Annotated in this window: 15 protein-coding genes; 11 read left to right on the top strand and 4 right to left on the bottom strand. The window is 37.3% G+C overall.

Annotated features, from left to right (window positions below; genetic code table 11):
- Positions 1-25: 25 nt before the first annotated feature.
- Positions 26-1,411, bottom strand: coding sequence for a DNA repair protein RadA (gene radA, locus ACFX5U_RS22540; protein ID WP_280571349.1), 1,386 nt, complete (start codon positions 1,409-1,411; stop codon positions 26-28).
- A 97-nt stretch (positions 1,412-1,508) separates the two neighbouring features.
- On the opposite strand from radA, the gene ACFX5U_RS22535 reads away from it, so the two are divergent.
- The 3 genes from ACFX5U_RS22535 to ACFX5U_RS22525 are packed head-to-tail and all read left to right on the top strand — an operon-like array spanning position 1,509 to position 2,942.
- Entirely contained in the window at positions 1,509-2,009 is a 501-nt protein-coding gene (locus ACFX5U_RS22535; protein WP_400262188.1) for an RNA polymerase sigma factor, read from the top strand.
- The gene (locus ACFX5U_RS22530; RefSeq protein WP_400262187.1) at positions 2,009-2,629 is read left to right on the top strand and encodes a hypothetical protein; all 621 of its coding nucleotides are present in this window, start codon (positions 2,009-2,011) and stop codon (positions 2,627-2,629) included. The genes ACFX5U_RS22535 and ACFX5U_RS22530 overlap by 1 nt, the downstream gene beginning before the upstream one ends.
- A 34-nt stretch (positions 2,630-2,663) precedes the next feature.
- Positions 2,664-2,942, top strand: coding sequence for a DUF1294 domain-containing protein (locus ACFX5U_RS22525; protein ID WP_400262186.1), 279 nt, complete (start codon positions 2,664-2,666; stop codon positions 2,940-2,942).
- On the opposite strand, the gene ACFX5U_RS22520 is transcribed toward ACFX5U_RS22525, so the two are convergent.
- Both ACFX5U_RS22520 and ACFX5U_RS22515 read right to left on the bottom strand, forming a co-directional pair.
- Positions 2,939-4,096 (bottom strand): dipeptidase, encoded by a 1,158-nt coding sequence (locus ACFX5U_RS22520; RefSeq protein WP_400262185.1) that lies wholly within the window; start codon positions 4,094-4,096, stop codon positions 2,939-2,941. The two genes, ACFX5U_RS22525 and ACFX5U_RS22520, sit on opposite strands and share 4 nt — an antisense overlap.
- Before the next feature lie 16 nt (positions 4,097-4,112).
- Positions 4,113-5,864 carry a serine hydrolase domain-containing protein gene (locus ACFX5U_RS22515; protein WP_400262184.1) on the bottom strand — a complete coding sequence of 584 codons (1,752 nt, stop codon included), beginning with the start codon at positions 5,862-5,864 and terminating at the stop codon, positions 4,113-4,115.
- A gap of 253 nt (positions 5,865-6,117) precedes the next feature.
- On the opposite strand from ACFX5U_RS22515, the gene xseA reads away from it, so the two are divergent.
- Together xseA and xseB are read left to right on the top strand one after the other, a co-directional pair.
- A complete protein-coding gene (gene xseA / locus ACFX5U_RS22510) occupies positions 6,118-7,386 on the top strand; it encodes an exodeoxyribonuclease VII large subunit (protein ID WP_400262183.1) in 1,269 nt (422 codons plus the stop codon).
- Positions 7,376-7,591 carry an exodeoxyribonuclease VII small subunit gene (xseB, locus tag ACFX5U_RS22505; protein ID WP_038695121.1) on the top strand — a complete coding sequence of 72 codons (216 nt, stop codon included), beginning with the start codon at positions 7,376-7,378 and terminating at the stop codon, positions 7,589-7,591. The genes xseA and xseB overlap by 11 nt, the downstream gene beginning before the upstream one ends.
- On the opposite strand, the gene ACFX5U_RS22500 is transcribed toward xseB, so the two are convergent.
- Positions 7,592-8,278, bottom strand: a complete 687-nt coding sequence (locus ACFX5U_RS22500; protein ID WP_038695119.1) for a FadR/GntR family transcriptional regulator — start codon at positions 8,276-8,278, stop codon at positions 7,592-7,594.
- Between the two features lie 536 nt (positions 8,279-8,814).
- Between ACFX5U_RS22500 and ACFX5U_RS22495 the strand changes: the two genes are divergently transcribed.
- Genes ACFX5U_RS22495 through ACFX5U_RS22470 form a run of 6 tightly spaced genes read left to right on the top strand, consistent with a single transcriptional unit; the run spans position 8,815 to position 17,113 of the window.
- Positions 8,815-9,549: a dihydrodipicolinate synthase family protein gene (locus ACFX5U_RS22495; protein ID WP_400262182.1), complete on the top strand. Its 735-nt coding sequence runs from the start codon at positions 8,815-8,817 to the stop codon at positions 9,547-9,549.
- Positions 9,550-9,553: 4 nt separating this feature from the next.
- The gene (locus tag ACFX5U_RS22490) at positions 9,554-10,666 is read left to right on the top strand and encodes a kelch repeat-containing protein (RefSeq protein ID WP_400262181.1); all 1,113 of its coding nucleotides are present in this window, start codon (positions 9,554-9,556) and stop codon (positions 10,664-10,666) included.
- A 20-nt stretch (positions 10,667-10,686) separates the two neighbouring features.
- Entirely contained in the window at positions 10,687-11,916 is a 1,230-nt protein-coding gene (locus ACFX5U_RS22485) for an MFS transporter (RefSeq protein ID WP_235212319.1), read from the top strand.
- Entirely contained in the window at positions 11,900-13,972 is a 2,073-nt protein-coding gene (locus ACFX5U_RS22480; RefSeq protein WP_400262180.1) for a GDSL-type esterase/lipase family protein, read from the top strand. The genes ACFX5U_RS22485 and ACFX5U_RS22480 overlap by 17 nt, the downstream gene beginning before the upstream one ends.
- A 5-nt stretch (positions 13,973-13,977) precedes the next feature.
- A complete protein-coding gene (locus ACFX5U_RS22475; protein WP_400262179.1) occupies positions 13,978-15,171 on the top strand; it encodes an AGE family epimerase/isomerase in 1,194 nt (397 codons plus the stop codon).
- Complete coding sequence (locus tag ACFX5U_RS22470; RefSeq protein WP_400262178.1) at positions 15,161-17,113, top strand: family 20 glycosylhydrolase; 1,953 nt, start codon at positions 15,161-15,163, stop codon at positions 17,111-17,113. Before ACFX5U_RS22475 ends, ACFX5U_RS22470 begins: the two co-directional genes overlap by 11 nt.
- Positions 17,114-17,121: the final 8 nt, after the last annotated feature.

Here is a 17,121-nt window from a genome sequence, read left to right as displayed (position 1 = left end):
TTTTATGAACTATATGCATCTATTTTTATCCAAATAAAGCCCTAAATACGTCTTCAAGCGTCGCAACAGGACGGATTGCAATATTATATTTTTTAGCATCTAAGCCTTTTGTATTAAATTTTGAAATAAAAATACCCTCAAAACCCAATTTTTCAGCTTCCGCAATACGTTGCTCTATCCGGTTCACTGCTCGAATCTCTCCAGATAAACCTACTTCACCAGCAAAAGTCATACTCGTTTTCACAGCAATATCTTGTTGTGAAGATATGATAGCAACAATGACAGCCAAATCTATTGCTGGATCTTCAACGCGCAATCCTCCTGCAATATTTAGGAAAACATCCTGTGCACTCAGACGAAAACCAAATCGTTTCTCCAATACTGCAAGTAGCATACTTAATCTTTTGGTATCGAAACCTGTGGACGTCCGCTGTGGATTTCCAAAAGCAGAATTACTAACCAATGCCTGTACCTCGATCATCATTGGACGAGCACCTTCTAACATGGCTGCAATCGATACCCCACTTACAGGTGCATCTCGTTGCGAGATCATGATTTCAGAAGGATTGGATACTTCTCTCAGACCAGTACCTTGCATCTCATATATACCCAATTCTGATGCTGAACCAAAACGGTTTTTCACTGCTCTCAATATACGGTATACATGGTGTCGATCACCCTCAAACTGCAGGACCGTATCTACCATATGTTCTAACACCTTGGGCCCAGCAATAGAGCCGTCTTTTGTAATATGCCCTACAATCAAAACTGGTGTACTCGTTTCTTTTGCAAACCGCAACAATTCTGCAGTACACTCTCTTACCTGCGATACCGAACCTGGTGCTGATTCTATTTGAGAAGAATGTAGCGTTTGAATGGAATCGATAACGATGACATCGGGTTGTACGATTTCAATCTGCTTGAATATATTTTGTGTTGAAGTTTCAGTCAATATATAACAGTTCGCATTGGAAGATTGTGATAGACGCTCGGCTCTCATCTTGATCTGCTGCTCACTTTCTTCTCCAGAAATATATAAAGTCTTTACCTGTGGAATCGATAAAGCTAATTGTAACATTAAGGTAGATTTACCAATGCCCGGTTCACCACCTATCAGTACTAAAGATCCTGGGACTATCCCCCCACCTAATACACGGTTAAATTCCTGATCGGGAGTTAAAATACGTGATTCATCTTGATACACAATCTCATGGATTACTGCGGCTTTATTTGCTCGCTTAGGAGATGAGGTTAAGGTGGTACTTCGCCATTCTGGAACTTTCGAACTTGCTTTCTCTACAATTTCTTCTACGAGAGAATTCCATTGTTTACAGGAAGGACACTGTCCCAACCATTTTGCAGATTCAAACCCACAACTTTGACAGAAATATGCTGATTTTGTTTTTGCCATTGTACGAATTTACCACTTTTTATACGTCTAAATTTAGGTTATTAAAAATTCTTATAATATTTTGTAACAAGAATGAGGAGTTTTCGACTTATCAGTTATGAATTTAGAACAAGAGTTTGTCATACTTTTAGAAAAGAATCAAAATATTATCCATAAGATCTGTAAAATATATACCGATCAAGAGGCTACCCATCAAGATCTTTTCCAAGAAATAACCATACAGCTCTGGCATTCTTATCCAAAATTCAGAGGAGAAGCAAAGTTTAGTACCTGGGCATATCGAATTGGGCTAAATACTGCGATATCATTATTTAGGAACAAAAAAAGGACTTTACCAGTTATTGCGTGGGATCAAAAATTAGAAAAGATATCATATGAAGAATACGACCCGGATAAAGATGATCAACTTCAATATTTATATGAAGCTATCCAGCATTTGAATGATATTGAAAAAGCACTCATATACCTTTATCTGGAAGATAAGGATTACACAGAAATCGCTGAAACTTTAGGAATAAGTGAGGTGAATGCTCGTGTTAAAATGAATAGAACAAAGACAAAATTGAAAGAAATATTAAAAAAGAGAGGAGCTTTATAATGGACGAGTTAGATCAATTAAAAAAACAATGGCAAAAAGATCAAAACTTCATTAGGATCGATCAGCCTGAAATCAAGACGATGCTTCATAAAAGTTCTTCTTCTATCGTGAAATGGATTTTTATCATTAGTCTAATTGAGTTGAGCTTAGGTATTATATTGTCTTTTATCGTCCCAACCTCAGATAAAGAAGAGTTATTCTTTCTTCAGTTTCTAGATTATGCTTCGCAGTTGATTTTTTACATTGGAATAGGCTATTTTATCTATCACTTCTTTAAATCCTATGCGAGTATCTCAAATACGAACAGTACTAAAATATTGTTAAACAGCATTTTATTGTCTAGAAAACATGTTGAAAATTATATAAAATTTAATATTTACTTTTTGATTTTTGAATTTTTCATGTCCTTTATTCAGCTATTAATAGATAAATTAGATCTCAACAATCAATGGGGCTACAATTTCTTTATGACGATTGTATTTGCTGTTTTATTTACTTTAATAACCTTAATATTTATCTCCATTTTCAAATTCTATTATAAAATCGTTTATCGTCGATTGCTAAAGAAACTCAATAAAAATTACGAAGAGCTATCAAAATTGGAAGAAGAAAAAATTTAAAAGAGACTATAGCTTTTAATTACCTTTGTGAAACATGAAGCAAATAATCGTAATTTCTTTTTTATTCATCAATCTATTTACCCTAATAATTTTCTATATCGACAAACGGAAAGCTAGAAAAAAAGTCAATAGAATATCGGAGAAATCGTTACTTACCTTATGTGCTTTTGGTGGTACTTTAGGTGGATTTATAGCCATGCAATTCTTTAGGCATAAAACAAAAAAGAGAAGCTTTTTGCTCCCCTTTTATATCATTATTATAATACAAATTGGTTTATTATACCTCTATGTAAAGCAAAATAAATGTACCTAATTTTCATTTTCTTTTAATATCCTTAAGAAGTTCAATCCCATAATCTTCGCAACATCATCTTGAGAATAACCTCTTTTTAATAAAGATTTTGTCAATAATGGCAATTTACTGACATCCTCTAATCCTTGAGGAGTAGATTCTATACCATCATAGTCTGAACCGACAGCAACATGGTCGACACCTACTTTTTTTACTAAATAATCGATATGCTTCAATAATTCACTTAATGGAGCATCTGCTTGATGTCTAAATTCATCAGATAATTTATGATATTGACTAGAAGCCGAAAGGGTAAAATCACCATCCTTGCCAAACTGTTTTTTATACAATTGCTTAATTCTTTTTTCGTAGTTCTTATCTAAAAAACCAGAATAAAAGTTTACTCCAACAACTCCACCATTTTTCTTCAAGGCTGCTAATTGGTCATCTTTCAAATTTCGATAATGCGGTGTTAATCGATAGGCATTACTATGCGAAACTAAAATTGGTTTTGTTGAAGTTGCTATCACATCATAAAATGTTTTTTCGCCACCATGAGAAAGATCAACCATCATACCCAGTGCATTCATTTTCCGAATAATATCTTTTCCTAAATCTGTCAAACCTTTTCCTTCTGTAGATTTTGTTTTAGATTCTTCTGCGGCACATGTAGCCCAGGGGAGATCATAATTCCATGTTAAAGTCAAATAACGAGCTCCACGATTATATAACGTTTCAAGATTAGCAATACTACTTTCAATCATATTGCCTCCTTCGATACCAATCACAGCCGCTATTTTACCTTGCATCGTGATTTGATCGATTTCTGCACTGCTTTTTGCTAATTTGATTTTATCTGGATTTTTAGCCAGTACTTTTTCTAAAGCATCAATCTGATCATTTGCATGTTTAAATGCTTCTGTTTTCCATTTATTGTCATCAGACCAAACAGCAAACACTTGAACATCCACCCCACCCTCAATCAAACGAGGAATATCAGTATGGTTAGTTTCCAAACGAACGCTAATGTCTTTACCTTTCAGAATGGAAGTAATAATCACATCATTATGTCCATCCACAACAGTCAACGATTTATGAATCTCCTGATAATCTTGTGCTTGAACCATCCCTATACTAGAGATGACCATTGCGACTTGTAAAATAAAAATTTTCATAAATGTTATTTTTTTCTTATTCAATTACCTCGTATATAGCATCTTGTATGCGGCTCCGGATATTAAGATTCAATAATTTCGTAGAAACTTGAGGGTGTACACGGTTTGACAGAAAGATATAAATCAATTGATTTTGTGGATCGATCCAAATACAAGTACCTGTATATCCCGTATGTCCATATACCGAAGGGTTAGATAATTTTGATGGATATTCATTTTTTAAGTTTGCATCCCAACGGTCAAAACCCAATCCCCGTCGGCTTGATAGTGATTGTTTCGAGGTAAATTGTTCGACAGTTTCAGCCTTAAAATACCGTTCTCCCCCATATTCACCTTTATTCAGTAACAGTTGTCCATAGATTGCCAAGTCATTAGCTGTTGCAAATAATCCGGCATGGCCAGCTACACCACCAGCCATCGCCGCACCTTGGTCATGTACATACCCCTGTAGTAACACCTTTCTAAAGGAAGTATCCAGTTCTGTGGGTATAATCACCTCTTTCGCAAAGCGTGCCCTTGGATTATAACCAGCAGTCTTCATCCCCAATGGTCGATAAAAGTTATTTTGCACATAATCTTGAATTGGTATTGCAGTCTGATTTTCTGCCACTTCCTTCATCACATACATGCTAATATCACTATACACATAATTCCCAATAGGCTTCACCTCCGAATTAAGCATCTCTGGCCACATCACCTTTTGATAATAATCATGAACCAGGTAAGCACTATCGGCTACCTTGACATCATGAGAAGGAGAATAAAAACGTTGTAAATCTCCCGATTTCAAATTTTTATAAAATGGGATATAGGGCGTAAACCCAGCTTCATGAAGCATGACACTTTTTAATGGGATATCCTTTTTATTCGTTGATTTAGCCTGCCAAAGGTAATCGCCGATTGGCTTATTTAAATCAACGACCCCTTGCTCTGTCAACCGCATAATAACAGGTGTAGTACCAACTATTTTACTGATAGAGGCCAAATCAAAAATGTTATCAATGGTCGTTGGTTCTTTTTTTGAATAAGTATGATAGCCATATCCTTTTTCAAAGATTACTTGACCATTCTTAATGACCATGACAACTGCACCTGGTGTTGCCTCTTCAGCTATGGCTTCTTCAGCAATTGCGTCTATTTTCTTCGATAATTTAGCAAGGTGCATGGCATCATAATCGTCGACATATTGAAGTCGAATTTGACCGGTCGCCTCCCCCATACCCTGAGTCATATGGGGAGCATATGTTCGATTAAGCTTATTGACTATAGAAACACCTCCAAAAATCGACATTGCTGCATTTTTCTGCGTTTTAACCGAACTATCTTGATTCCACAAAATAGGGGTAGTAAAGTTATTGAGCAAGGACAAAGCCTCCCCCTTTCCAAAAATTGCTAAAATGATATTTTTGTTATTAGCTTTTGCTTGTTGCAATTGGGCTATAATAGTGGTTGTGAGCGCTTCAGATTTGATTGCCACAATAACAACGTTGCTGTATTTAATCTGTTCATCAAAATGATTAAAATCAGCATAACTAACATCAGTATAACGTGATAATTGATTATTAAACGCACTAAAAAAACTAGAATCCGCTGTACAAACAGTAATCTTAGACTGATCTAACTTGCCTAAAGGAAGTAAGGCATCGACATTATTAAGAAGTACGGTTTCGTTAATAATAGTAGATTTATATTGGGCATGTAAGCGATTTGGATGGAGATAACCTATTGCAAAAAGTGCAATAAATAGAAGTCTTATGCTACTTATCATCTTGTAATCTAAAAAGGTTTATATGTAAATGTACAAATAAAAGATTTACAATCATGCACAAAAACGCAACATTAAAATTTCTCACAATTAATAATCCTATATTTCCTATAAAAATCATTTCTTGATGGAAGAGGAAGGCTCGACAAGAGCTTAGCATCATGAGCCCCAAATAGAAAGACACGAACGAATAAATTTGTTTTATATATGACACAATTAAAATTGTAAATAAAACAAATTTATCTAAGTTTGAGATATGCCAGAGCTATTAGAAAACAGAACTATTTTTTCATTGCTGGAAGTAACACGCAGCATTCAAAAAACTATTGCTGAGCGTTATAAGAGCTTGTACTGGATTAAAGCGGAAATGAATAAATTAAATCATTATTCGCATTCCGGCCACTGCTATCCAGAACTAGTAGAAAAAACGAATGGAAAAATCGTTGCAGAGATACGTTCTATCCTTTGGAAGGCAGATTATAATAGGATCAACAATCTCTTTCTAAAAATAGCGCAAGAACCCTTACGCGAAGGCATCACCATGTTATTTCAAGCAAGTATTTCTTACGACCCAATGTATGGATTAAGTCTACGAATTGTTGATATTGATCCCACATTTACATTAGGAGAGCTTGAAAAAGAAAAAATATTGAGTATCAATAAACTTAAAGAAGAAGGTGTTTTTGATACTAACCGCAATCTGCCATTTCCAACATTGCCAAAACGACTAGCTATTATTTCAGTTGAAACAAGTAAAGGTTTATCTGATTTCTACAAAATTATCAATCAAAACCCTTGGGGATATAAGATTGAACAAACACTATATCCAGCGCTGTTGCAGGGAGATAAATCCGTCCCATCCATTATTAAGCAATTATCAATCATTGCAGAACGTTCTGATTCTTACGATGCTATTGCAATTATTCGAGGCGGTGGTGGCGAAGTTGGCTTATCAAGTTACAACAACTACTTATTAGCAAAAGCTATCGCTATTTTCCCACTTCCTGTTTTAACAGGTATAGGGCATTCCACAAATCTTACTGTCAGCGAAATGGTTGCTTATAAAAATGCAATTACCCCAAGTGAGCTCGCTGATTTTTTAATTCAAAAATTTCATAATTTTGCCATTCCATTGGATCAGTTGACCAGTAGGATATTAGAAAATACAAACGTAATTTTCAAAACTGAAAATGAAAGATTAAAAGCTTTCGCCTCAGCGATTAAATGGTCTACACAGCAATCCATTCAACAAGCTAAAGTCGATTTATCTGCTTTTGAAAAGGATATGAAAACAAATCTAGCTTACATCTTTAGGCAAAAATATACCACAATGGACCATCTGGAGAAGATTATCCAATTGGCCGATCCTATTCGCCTCCTTAAAAAGGGTTATTCGATTACCAAAATAAATGGTGAGTTGCTCGTGTCAATCGACCAGCTCAAGGAGCAAGATGTAATAACTACACAAGTTTGGGATGGAGAAGTCATCAGTATAACACAAAAAATAAATAATAATGGAAAGTAATTATACGTATACCGACGCATTTGCAGAATTGGAACAAATCGTAAAAGACATTGAAACAGGTAATACAAATATTGATGCTCTTTCTAAAAAAATAAAAAGAGCATCCGCATTGATTCAAATTTGTAGGGCACAGCTCACTTCGACAGAAGAGGAGGTCAATCTTTTACTAAAAAACTTGACTCCAATTGAGAATGAGGAAGAATAGCTAGTGTCTCAGCAAATGATAATAGTGGTTATCGAGATGTTTTCTTATTCCATCTTTAAAGGCCATCACATCACCGCCCTTCAATAATGCCACTAATTGCTGGTGTGAAACGAATTCTTTTGGTGACCTATTTTTATTCAAAAGACCACTATCATGTACATATTGAAAGATAGGCAATAACAACTCTTGAAAATCCATGAGCATTTTATTACCCGAAATTTTATATAGTTTCCCATGAAATGCAACCTCTTCTTCAATCTGGAATAATGTTGTCTCCATATCATAAGACTCACGGAGCACTATTTCTTCCAACTCTTTGATGTCTAAATCTGTAGTACGGTCGAATATCAATTCAGCCATTCCCACCTCTAATGCAAGACGCATTTCAAAAATATCTTTTAATGTATCTTCATTTAACATGGCAGGATGGAAAACCTTTTTTAATGGAGATAGCAGATTTGGATTGGTCAAAACTGCACCTTTATTTTTTCCAGATTCAATTAGACCTATCATGCGTAAGCGCAAAAGTGCCTCCCGAATCACAGTTCTTGATACACCAATACTTTCCGATAATTCTGCTTCTTTAGGCAAAGACTCTCCTATCTGAAGGTTACGGGTGCGAATTAAATTAATAATATGATTCTCTACTTTATCTACTAAACTTGAGGTATCTACATTTTCTAGCATAGAATTTTCTGTTATAATGATGGTTATTGATTAAGGTCTGTACAAATGTTACATTTTTTTTCATCATTTACTTGCTATAATACAGATAAAAGAATAATTTTAAACTCTAAATGTATGACATAATGCTTTTAACTGATAAACGTGCCTCTTTTGCCTTGAAAAAATAGGTACAGACTAGGTTTTGATCAATACAATTATAAATGTTTATTCCAATTAACGCGAACAATTGAGTGCTATACTAAATGAACGGCAATAGGCTACATATTCGAATTAATCTGGAAAGGGAAGACTGGCAAAATTATTACACTAAACACCAAATCGTTAAGAAACTATAATTATTACACGAATGAGCAATTACAAGTTACAAGGCCTCGTTGCCGCACCATTTACGCCCATGCTAACAAATGGCGATATCAACATTGCTGCAATTCCGGCATATTACGCCTTATTGAAAAAAAATAAGGTTTCTGGAGCATTTATTTGCGGTTTCCACGGGTGAGGGTGTATCCTTAACTTTTGACGAAAAAGTGGCTATTATGCAAACTTGGGCAGATATCACTGCAATGGACAAAGATTTTAAAGTGATAACACTTGTCGGAGGAACGAATATCAAGGAATGCTGTATATTGGCACAAAAGGCCGAAGAAATTGGTTTATTCGGGATTTCGTTTACCTCACCCTTCTATTTCAAGCCTGCCAATGTTGACCAATTAGCTAAATGCTGTACAGAGATAGCCGCAGCAGCACCTAATACGGCATTCTACTACTACCATATCCCCGTATTAACAGGTGGCAACTTTCAAATGATTGATTTATTAAAAGCAATTGATGGGAAAATCAGCAATTTCGCAGGGATAAAATATACGCATGAAGATTTCATGGACTATCTTTCTTGCTTAAATTTTGCTGATCGCAAATACGATATGTTATGGGGTAGAGATGAAAATATGTTATCTGCACTTGTCTTAGGAGCTAAAGGAGCTGTTGGAAGTACCTACAATTATGCAGCCCCCCTATACCTTGACCTGATCAAGGCATATGAAAGTGGTGATTTTGAAACTGCCAATGCTTTACAACAAAAATCTATCGATATGATTACATTGTTGGGGAAATATGGCGGTATCTCAGTGGGCAAATCTTATATGAAATTAATTGGACTCGACTGCGGAACATTCAGACTTCCGGTACGCAATATGTCTACACAAGATTATGAAAACTTTAAAGCTGATGTAGCAACCTTACATTTTCCAGATTTCCAATCTACAATTTAATGGTATGAAAATTATTCCTCTTTTACTAAGCACTTTTATATTTATGCAATGCAACACAGCTAACAAGAACGCAGAAATCATGTGGTCCAATACAGATTCTTTGCCAAAAACGGTTAATGGTCAAACCCAACTTGGGGTTGCTGGTCCACTTGTAGGAATTCATCAGAATCATCTATTGATTGCTGGTGGTGCCAATTTTCCAGAAAGGATGCCTTGGGAAGGAGGAATAAAAAAATATCAACGTTCAGCCTACATTTATCAGATCAAAGATCAGATCCTAAAGCTATCAGACACGCTATCTTTTGACACTTCAACTGCATATGCTGCAAACTGTAGTACGAAAGAAGGAATCTATACTGCAGGGGGAGAAAATGAATCGGGTGCTTCATCACAATTCCATATTTATAAATGGAACGGTGAACAACATAACTTTGACGTCCAAAAACTGTCTGACCTACCTATCCCACTCAGTAATGCGAGTTTGGTGGCTAGCGAGGATAAACTATATTTAGTTGGTGGTGAAAATACCACCCTTGTTTCCGATAAAATATATCAATATGACCAAGAGTGGAAAGAATACCTAACTCTTCCTTATCCTATAACGCATACCGTTGCGGTGGTTAAAGAAAATTACCTATACCTATTCGGAGGTCGTACCCGAGAAACGAATGCCATCAGTACATTATACAAATCTTGTTACAAAATAGACCTCAAGACAAAAGAAATTGTTCAGATAGCCGATTTACCTGAAGCCCTTTCCGCAGGAACGGGTTTCAAAGATGATAAGGACCGTTTATTTTTAGTCGGTGGTGATAATGGTACAACATTCCACAAAGTAGAGCACCTAATCCTGGAAATCGCCAATGAAGCGAATCCAATACATAAAGAAAACCTGATCGAAGAAAAAGCAACGATACAATCAAAACATCCTGGGTTTACAAAAGAGGTGTTACAATATAATGAAAAATCCAATACATGGAAGGTGGTTAGCAACTTAGCTGTAGGTGCTCCAGTCACAACAACGGCTGTTTACCATGACCAACACGTTTATATTCCTTCGGGGGAAATTAGAGCAGGTGTCAGATCTGCTGGAATATTGACGGGAACAATAAACTAAACGAATAGATAAACCTAATCATGATAAAAAATCACAAATACTACCCTTGGATCGTTGTCGGTCTACTTTGGGTCGTCGCATTATTAAATTACATGGATAGACAAATTCTGTCTACTATGCGCCCGACTATGCAAGTAGATATTGTCGAATTGCAGTCTGCAACCGTCTTTGGACAACTTATGGCTATATTCTTATGGATTTACGGATTAATGAGCCCCGTTTCTGGCATTTTAGCAGATAGGCTCAATCGTAAATGGCTCATCGTTGGCTCTCTTTTTATCTGGTCATTAGTTACCTCATTGATGGGCTATGCCACCACTTATCCAGAACTCATGATATTAAGGGGAATCATGGGTGTTTCCGAAGCCATTTATATACCTGCCGGACTGTCCCTCATTTCTGACTTTCACAGCGATAAATCCCGTTCGTTAGCAATAGGGATACATATGACGGGACTCTATACGGGGCAAGCTCTAGGCGGTTTTGGAGCAACATTGGCAAGTTCATACTCATGGCATAGCACCTTTAAAGTTTTTGGTTTAGTGGGCATATTATATGCCTTTGTGCTGCTGTTTTTTCTTTCCGAAGCACCAGTAAGAACTGAAAAATCAGAGCAATCTGAAAAACCAGTAAATAGTTTTAAAGCCATAGGCATGTTGCTGAGCAATATCTCTTTTTGGGTCATTCTCTTTTATTTTGCAATTCCGAGTTTACCCGGTTGGGCGACCAAAAACTGGCTACCTACCCTATTCTCAGACAACCTAAATATCTCGATGGCACAGGCTGGTCCACTTTCCACCGTTACCATTGCCGTCTCGTCTTTTCTAGGCGTTATATTTGGGGGTTTATTATCTGACCGATGGATTCAAAAAAATGTTAAAGGTCGTATCTATACTTCAGCTATAGGATTATTATTGACCATTCCTGCTATGTTCTTAATCGGCTATGGCCACCATGTCATACATGTTGTCGGTGCAGGATTAATGTTTGGTTTTGGCTTTGGTATGTTCGACGCCAATAATATGCCTATTTTATGTCAGTTTGTACCTAGTAAATTCCGCGCAACAGCATATGGTATCATGAACATGCTGGGCGTTATGGCAGGAGCATTCATCACTAAAGTGTTAGGCGCTTCTGCTGATGAAGGAAAATTAGGTAAGGACTTTGCACTTCTAGCTGTCATTGTCCTTGTCGTAGTAGTCATTCAACTTGTTGTATTAAAACCCAAATCAAATGCTTCGCTTGATTAAGAAACTAGTACTCATATTGCCCATACTGCTATGGAGCACCATGATGGTATCCGCCCAGAAAAAAGTCGCTTGTATTGGCGACTCCATTACAAAAGGGTTAGGATTAAAAAATGGTGAAAAAACTTATCCCGAACAACTTCAAGAATTGCTAGGGATAGATTTTGATGTTCAAAATTTCGGTTTTAGTGGCGCTACATTACTCAGTAAAGGACATAAACCCTATATTGAAACTTCAGAATATAAACAAGCGCTCGCATTTCAACCAGACGTCGCTATTATAGCACTAGGGGTAAACGATACTGACCCCCGAAACTGGCCTAATTATGGTGACGAATTTGAAAAAGACTATAGTACCCTAATCAGTAACTTAAGGAAAGTAAATCCAAAAGTTGCCATCTATATCTGCAACCTTACGCCCATCTTTAGCGGCCATACCCGCTTCTTATCGGGCACTCGCGATTGGTATCAAGCTATTAGCCTATTGATTCCAACAATCGCGCAACATAATCAAGTACAGTTAATCGATATCAATGGGCAGCTGAAGAGCCGAATAGATTTATTCGAAGATAATGTGCACCCCAGTTCGGAAGGTGCTGCCATCATAGCAAATCAAGTTAGTCAAGCCATACAGGGAGTCAATCAACCACTTGCGGTAGCACTTAATTTTGGAGACCATATGGTCTTACAACGAAATCGGGAAAATCCTATTTTCGGAAAGGCAAGCTCCAATATACATGTCAAGTTAAAGTTCAATCAAAAAACCTATCAAAGTCAGGCAGATGAAAATGGAAACTGGTCGATTCTTTTACCCGCCATGCCTGCTGGAGGGCCATTTGAAATTCAGATACAAACAGATAATCAGCAAATAAACTTGAATGATGTACTGTTTGGTGATGTGTACCTCGCATCGGGACAATCGAATATGGCATTTGAACTCAAATATGCAACTGGGGCAGATAGCTTGATACAAATAAACTCACCTCAAGTACGATTATTCAAAAACAACAATCTTGTCCAAACCAATTCTGTATCTTGGGATTTAGCGACACTGGATAAAATAAACAAATTAGATTTTTTTACGGGCAATTGGAGTACCTCAACCAAAGAAGATAAGGTGAATTTTTCAGCGATAGCTTATACCTTTGCTTATGAATTAGCAGAAAAGACAAACATCCCGATTGGCATCATAGAATTGGATGTACCGGGTTCGAATACCGAATCCTGGATAGATCGTACAACCTTGGAAAACGACAATTTACTGGCCGCTTACATCCATAATTGGAGAAAGTCTGATTTCATACAAGATTTTTGCCGAACGCGATCCGATCAAAACCTTTCGCTTTCATTAGTCAAAAATCAAAGACACCCCTATGAACCCGCTTACAATTTTGAAGCCGGTATCAAGCATTGGTTAAAAACACAATTCACAGCTGTATTATGGTATCAGGGAGAAAGCAATGCACATAACATTGAACTCCACGAAAGATTATTTAAGACGTTAATAAAATCATGGCGTCACAATTTTAATCAGGATCTTCCATTTTATTACGTGCAGCTCTCGAGCATCAACCGTCCTTCATGGCCTCGATTTAGAGATAGCCAGCGTCAGATGGATCAGCAAATTGAAAACACCTTTATGGCGGTATCTTCCGATGTTGGAGCCCCAACAGATGTACACCCAAAAAATAAGATCATTATCGGAAAGCGTTTAGCAAAATTGGTACTAGCACATGAATATAAATCCAAAATAAACGCCGACTACCCAGCATTTGACCACTATCAGAAAAGAAATGAAGTGGTAACGGTCTATTTTCAAAATTGTAAAACACTCCAAACAAAAGATCATCAGCCCTTACAGGGGTTTATCTTGGTCGATGAAAAGGGATTTGACCTGCAACCAGAAAGTATGTCGATTCAAAAGAATCGCGTAATCATCCAATTGCCTCGGGATAAAAAAATAAAAGAAATACGATACGCCTATTCACCCTATAGTACTGCAAATCTGGAAAACGAATCTGGTATTCCAGCTTCAACCTGCAGTTTTAAAATTGACTAAAAACTATGTATACGTTAACACAACTCGAAGAACTCGAAAAATTTTATAAAACACAGTTAGTAGAAGATACGGTTCCATTCTGGTTCCCAAAATCATTCGACCTTGAAGATGGAGGCTACTTACTGATGCGTGATCAGGACGGAAGCTTAATTGATGACGACAAAGCCGTTTGGATTCAAGGTCGTGCGACATGGTTATTGGCAACACTTTATAACACCGTGGAACCGAGACAAGAATGGTTAGATGGTGCAAAACTTGGTTACGATTTTATCCGTAAGCATTGTTTTGATACTGACGGCCAGATGTTCTTCCATGTCACCAAAGATGGTCAACCGATTAGAAAAAGAAGGTACTATTTTTCGGAGACATTTGCAGTTATTGCATTTGCAGCATATGCAAAAGCCTCTAGAGATCAAGAAGCGGCAGACCTATCTCGAGCTATTTTTGGGAAATGTATCCTGTATACATCCGGAGAGCTAAAACTCGCTCCAAAGTTTACCGGAACAAGACCTTCAAAAGGTATTGGCGCCCCCATGATCATGATCAATACAGCACAACAATTACGCGAAACAATCGGAGACCCACGTTGTGACGAAGCGATTTTGAATTGGATCAAGGAAATTGAAGTTAACTTTGTCAAACATGACCTACAAGTCGTCATGGAACAGGTTTCACCAACAGGTGAAATCATTGATCATATAGACGGAAGAACCTTAAACCCTGGACATGCGATAGAAGGTGCTTGGTTTATTCTTCATGAAGCAAAACATCGTAATCAGGACCCCGAACTCATTGCATTAGGTTGCAAAATGTTAGATTACATGTGGGAAAGAGGTTGGGATAAAGAGTTTGGTGGTATACTATATTTTAGAGATCTATACAATAAGCCTGTTCAAGAATATTGGCAGGATATGAAATTCTGGTGGCCACAAAATGAAACCATCATTGCCACACTTCTGGCTTATTTAATGACTGGAAACGAAAAGTATGCTGAGATGCACAAAAAAGTACACCAATATGCATATGAAAAGTTCCACGATAAGGAACATGGTGAGTGGTTTGGCTATCTACACCGTGATGGTACTGTCGCACAAACTGCCAAAGGTAATCTATTCAAGGGCCCATTCCACCTACCGCGTCAAGAGTGGTACTGCTGGACGATTTTAAACGATTTTAGGAAGCAGAATAATGAAATTTAATCGCATACTCTTAAGTCTCCTTGTTCTTAGCATATCTTGTCTATCGCCTACATATGCACAGGAAAATCTAATTCCGTTACCCATAAAAATGGAATTAAGGGATGGAGCACTCAATCTGAGCAATGGAATTATTCTAAAAAAAACAGATTCGTCTTTAACGGGGGAATATCTGCTCGCTTCCGCTATCATAGCTGAATGGAAAGTCGCAGAAAGTGCTGTAAACAACAAGCAACTTCCAACATTAGATCTTCAATTGATAGATGATGCAAGTGATCAGAAGCAACGAGAGGACTATATTATAAAAATAGACAAGGAAGGTATTCGCATAATAGCACACTCACCTACCGGCATATTTTATGGCTTACAGACGTTAAGGCAATTTTCTGTTCAAAATAAATCGCTTGCACATTGCGAAATAAATGATCAGCCTGCATTCCCTTGGCGGTCTTTCCTAGTCGACGTTGGCCGTAACTATCAACCGCTGCATTTACTGAAAGAGCAGGTTGATATCATGGCGCAATACAAAATGAATGTCTTGCATTTTCATTTCACTGAAGACGTTGCATGGCGGTTAGCAAGCAAAAAATACCCAAATCTAACTGCCGCTTCAAATATAACACGAGGTGGCGGCGAGCATTATTCCGAGCAAGAGTTCAAAGAGCTTATTGCCTATTGCAAAGCCAAACATATCTTACTTTTACCTGAAATCGATATGCCCGGACATAGCCAAGCGTTCAAAAGATATTTTGGCGTAGACATGCAGTCTGACTCGGGGATTGTCTACATCAAAGAATTATTAAAAGAGTTCTCCCAGACCTATCAAGACCTTCCCTATTTACATATCGGAGGCGACGAGGTAAAAATAATCAATAAAAATTTTATGCCTGAAATTACAGAATATGTGGAAGAATTGGGCTATAAAACCATTGGATGGGAGCCTGGCAGCAACCTCATGCCACAAACGATCAGACAACTTTGGATGGGTGGTCCTAAACGTATTCCGGAACAAGGAGATTTGATTTATATAGATTCGAAACATCTCTACATTAACCATATGGATCCATTGGAAACAGTAACTACACTGTTTCATCGTAAAATTGGGGAGCAAGATAAGGCACACAAAAATCTAATCGGGGCAACGTTATGTGCTTGGCCAGATCGCGCGGTGTCCAAACCTCTGGATATGTTTTATCAAAATGCAGTATATCCTGCCCTCGTTACTTTTGCCGAGCGCGTCTGGCGAGGAGGAGGTCTTGCAGGATGGACTTGCAATATCGTTGATGAAAATACAATTGCTTACCAAGAATTCAAAAATTTTGAGAATAGGTTATTGAACCATAAAAACATGTATTTTTCAAACAAGCCATTTCCATATGTAAAGCAAACCGGCTTAAAATGGGACCTCATCGGTCCTTTTCAAAATGAAGGTAATTTAACCCGTTCATTTCCGATTGAGCAACAACCCTATGCCGATGGTATAGAGGTTACTAAAACAGTAGAAGGGGGAACAATTATTTTAAGGCACTGGTGGGCAGATATTATACCTGGTGCTATTGAAGGGCCTCTCACAAATACAACCTGGTATGCACGCACGAAAATATGGAGCGACAAGAATGAAAATAAATCCTTTTGGATAGGATTCAACAACCTTTCCCGTTCGTATGCAAGCAATACACCGAAAAAAAGTACATGGGATAATCTTGAAAGTAAAGTATGGGTCAATCATCAGCCTATACAACCCCCTCTCTGGCAACAAGCGGGTATCAAAGGTGATTTAGAAGTCCCTTTGATAGACGAAGGTTATACCTTCAGAAAACCAACGCAGATCTCTTTAAAAAAGGGTTGGAACGAAGTCCTCATCAAATTACCCGTCAGCGACTTTAAAGGAGAAGACTGGCAAAATCCTGTGAAATGGATGTTTACCCTTATACCAAGCAATTAATAAATAAC

This window comes from Sphingobacterium sp. SG20118 (assembly GCF_044740685.1).
In the GTDB taxonomy this organism is placed as follows: Bacteria; Bacteroidota; Bacteroidia; order Sphingobacteriales; family Sphingobacteriaceae; genus Sphingobacterium.
This window is presented reverse-complemented; position numbering and strand designations above follow the sequence as displayed.

Excerpts from the sequence above, each read along its gene's own strand:
- ACFX5U_RS22535 (WP_400262188.1), top strand. The coding sequence starts at position 1,509 with ATGAATTTAGAACAAGAGTTTGTCATACTTTTAGAAAAGAATCAAAAT.
- ACFX5U_RS22490 (WP_400262181.1), top strand. The coding sequence starts at position 9,554 with ATGAAAATTATTCCTCTTTTACTAAGCACTTTTATATTTATGCAATGC.
- ACFX5U_RS22475 (WP_400262179.1), top strand. The coding sequence starts at position 13,978 with ATGTATACGTTAACACAACTCGAAGAACTCGAAAAATTTTATAAAACA.
- radA (WP_280571349.1), bottom strand. The coding sequence starts at position 1,411 with ATGGCAAAAACAAAATCAGCATATTTCTGTCAAAGTTGTGGGTTTGAA.
- ACFX5U_RS22470 (WP_400262178.1), top strand. The coding sequence starts at position 15,161 with ATGAAATTTAATCGCATACTCTTAAGTCTCCTTGTTCTTAGCATATCT.
- ACFX5U_RS22480 (WP_400262180.1), top strand. The coding sequence starts at position 11,900 with ATGCTTCGCTTGATTAAGAAACTAGTACTCATATTGCCCATACTGCTA.
- ACFX5U_RS22520 (WP_400262185.1), bottom strand. The coding sequence starts at position 4,096 with ATGAAAATTTTTATTTTACAAGTCGCAATGGTCATCTCTAGTATAGGG.
- xseB (WP_038695121.1), top strand. The coding sequence starts at position 7,376 with ATGGAAAGTAATTATACGTATACCGACGCATTTGCAGAATTGGAACAA.
- ACFX5U_RS22525 (WP_400262186.1), top strand. The coding sequence starts at position 2,664 with ATGAAGCAAATAATCGTAATTTCTTTTTTATTCATCAATCTATTTACC.
- ACFX5U_RS22515 (WP_400262184.1), bottom strand. The coding sequence starts at position 5,864 with ATGATAAGTAGCATAAGACTTCTATTTATTGCACTTTTTGCAATAGGT.
- ACFX5U_RS22485 (WP_235212319.1), top strand. The coding sequence starts at position 10,687 with ATGATAAAAAATCACAAATACTACCCTTGGATCGTTGTCGGTCTACTT.
- ACFX5U_RS22530 (WP_400262187.1), top strand. The coding sequence starts at position 2,009 with ATGGACGAGTTAGATCAATTAAAAAAACAATGGCAAAAAGATCAAAAC.
- xseA (WP_400262183.1), top strand. The coding sequence starts at position 6,118 with ATGCCAGAGCTATTAGAAAACAGAACTATTTTTTCATTGCTGGAAGTA.
- ACFX5U_RS22495 (WP_400262182.1), top strand. The coding sequence starts at position 8,815 with ATGCAAACTTGGGCAGATATCACTGCAATGGACAAAGATTTTAAAGTG.
- ACFX5U_RS22500 (WP_038695119.1), bottom strand. The coding sequence starts at position 8,278 with ATGCTAGAAAATGTAGATACCTCAAGTTTAGTAGATAAAGTAGAGAAT.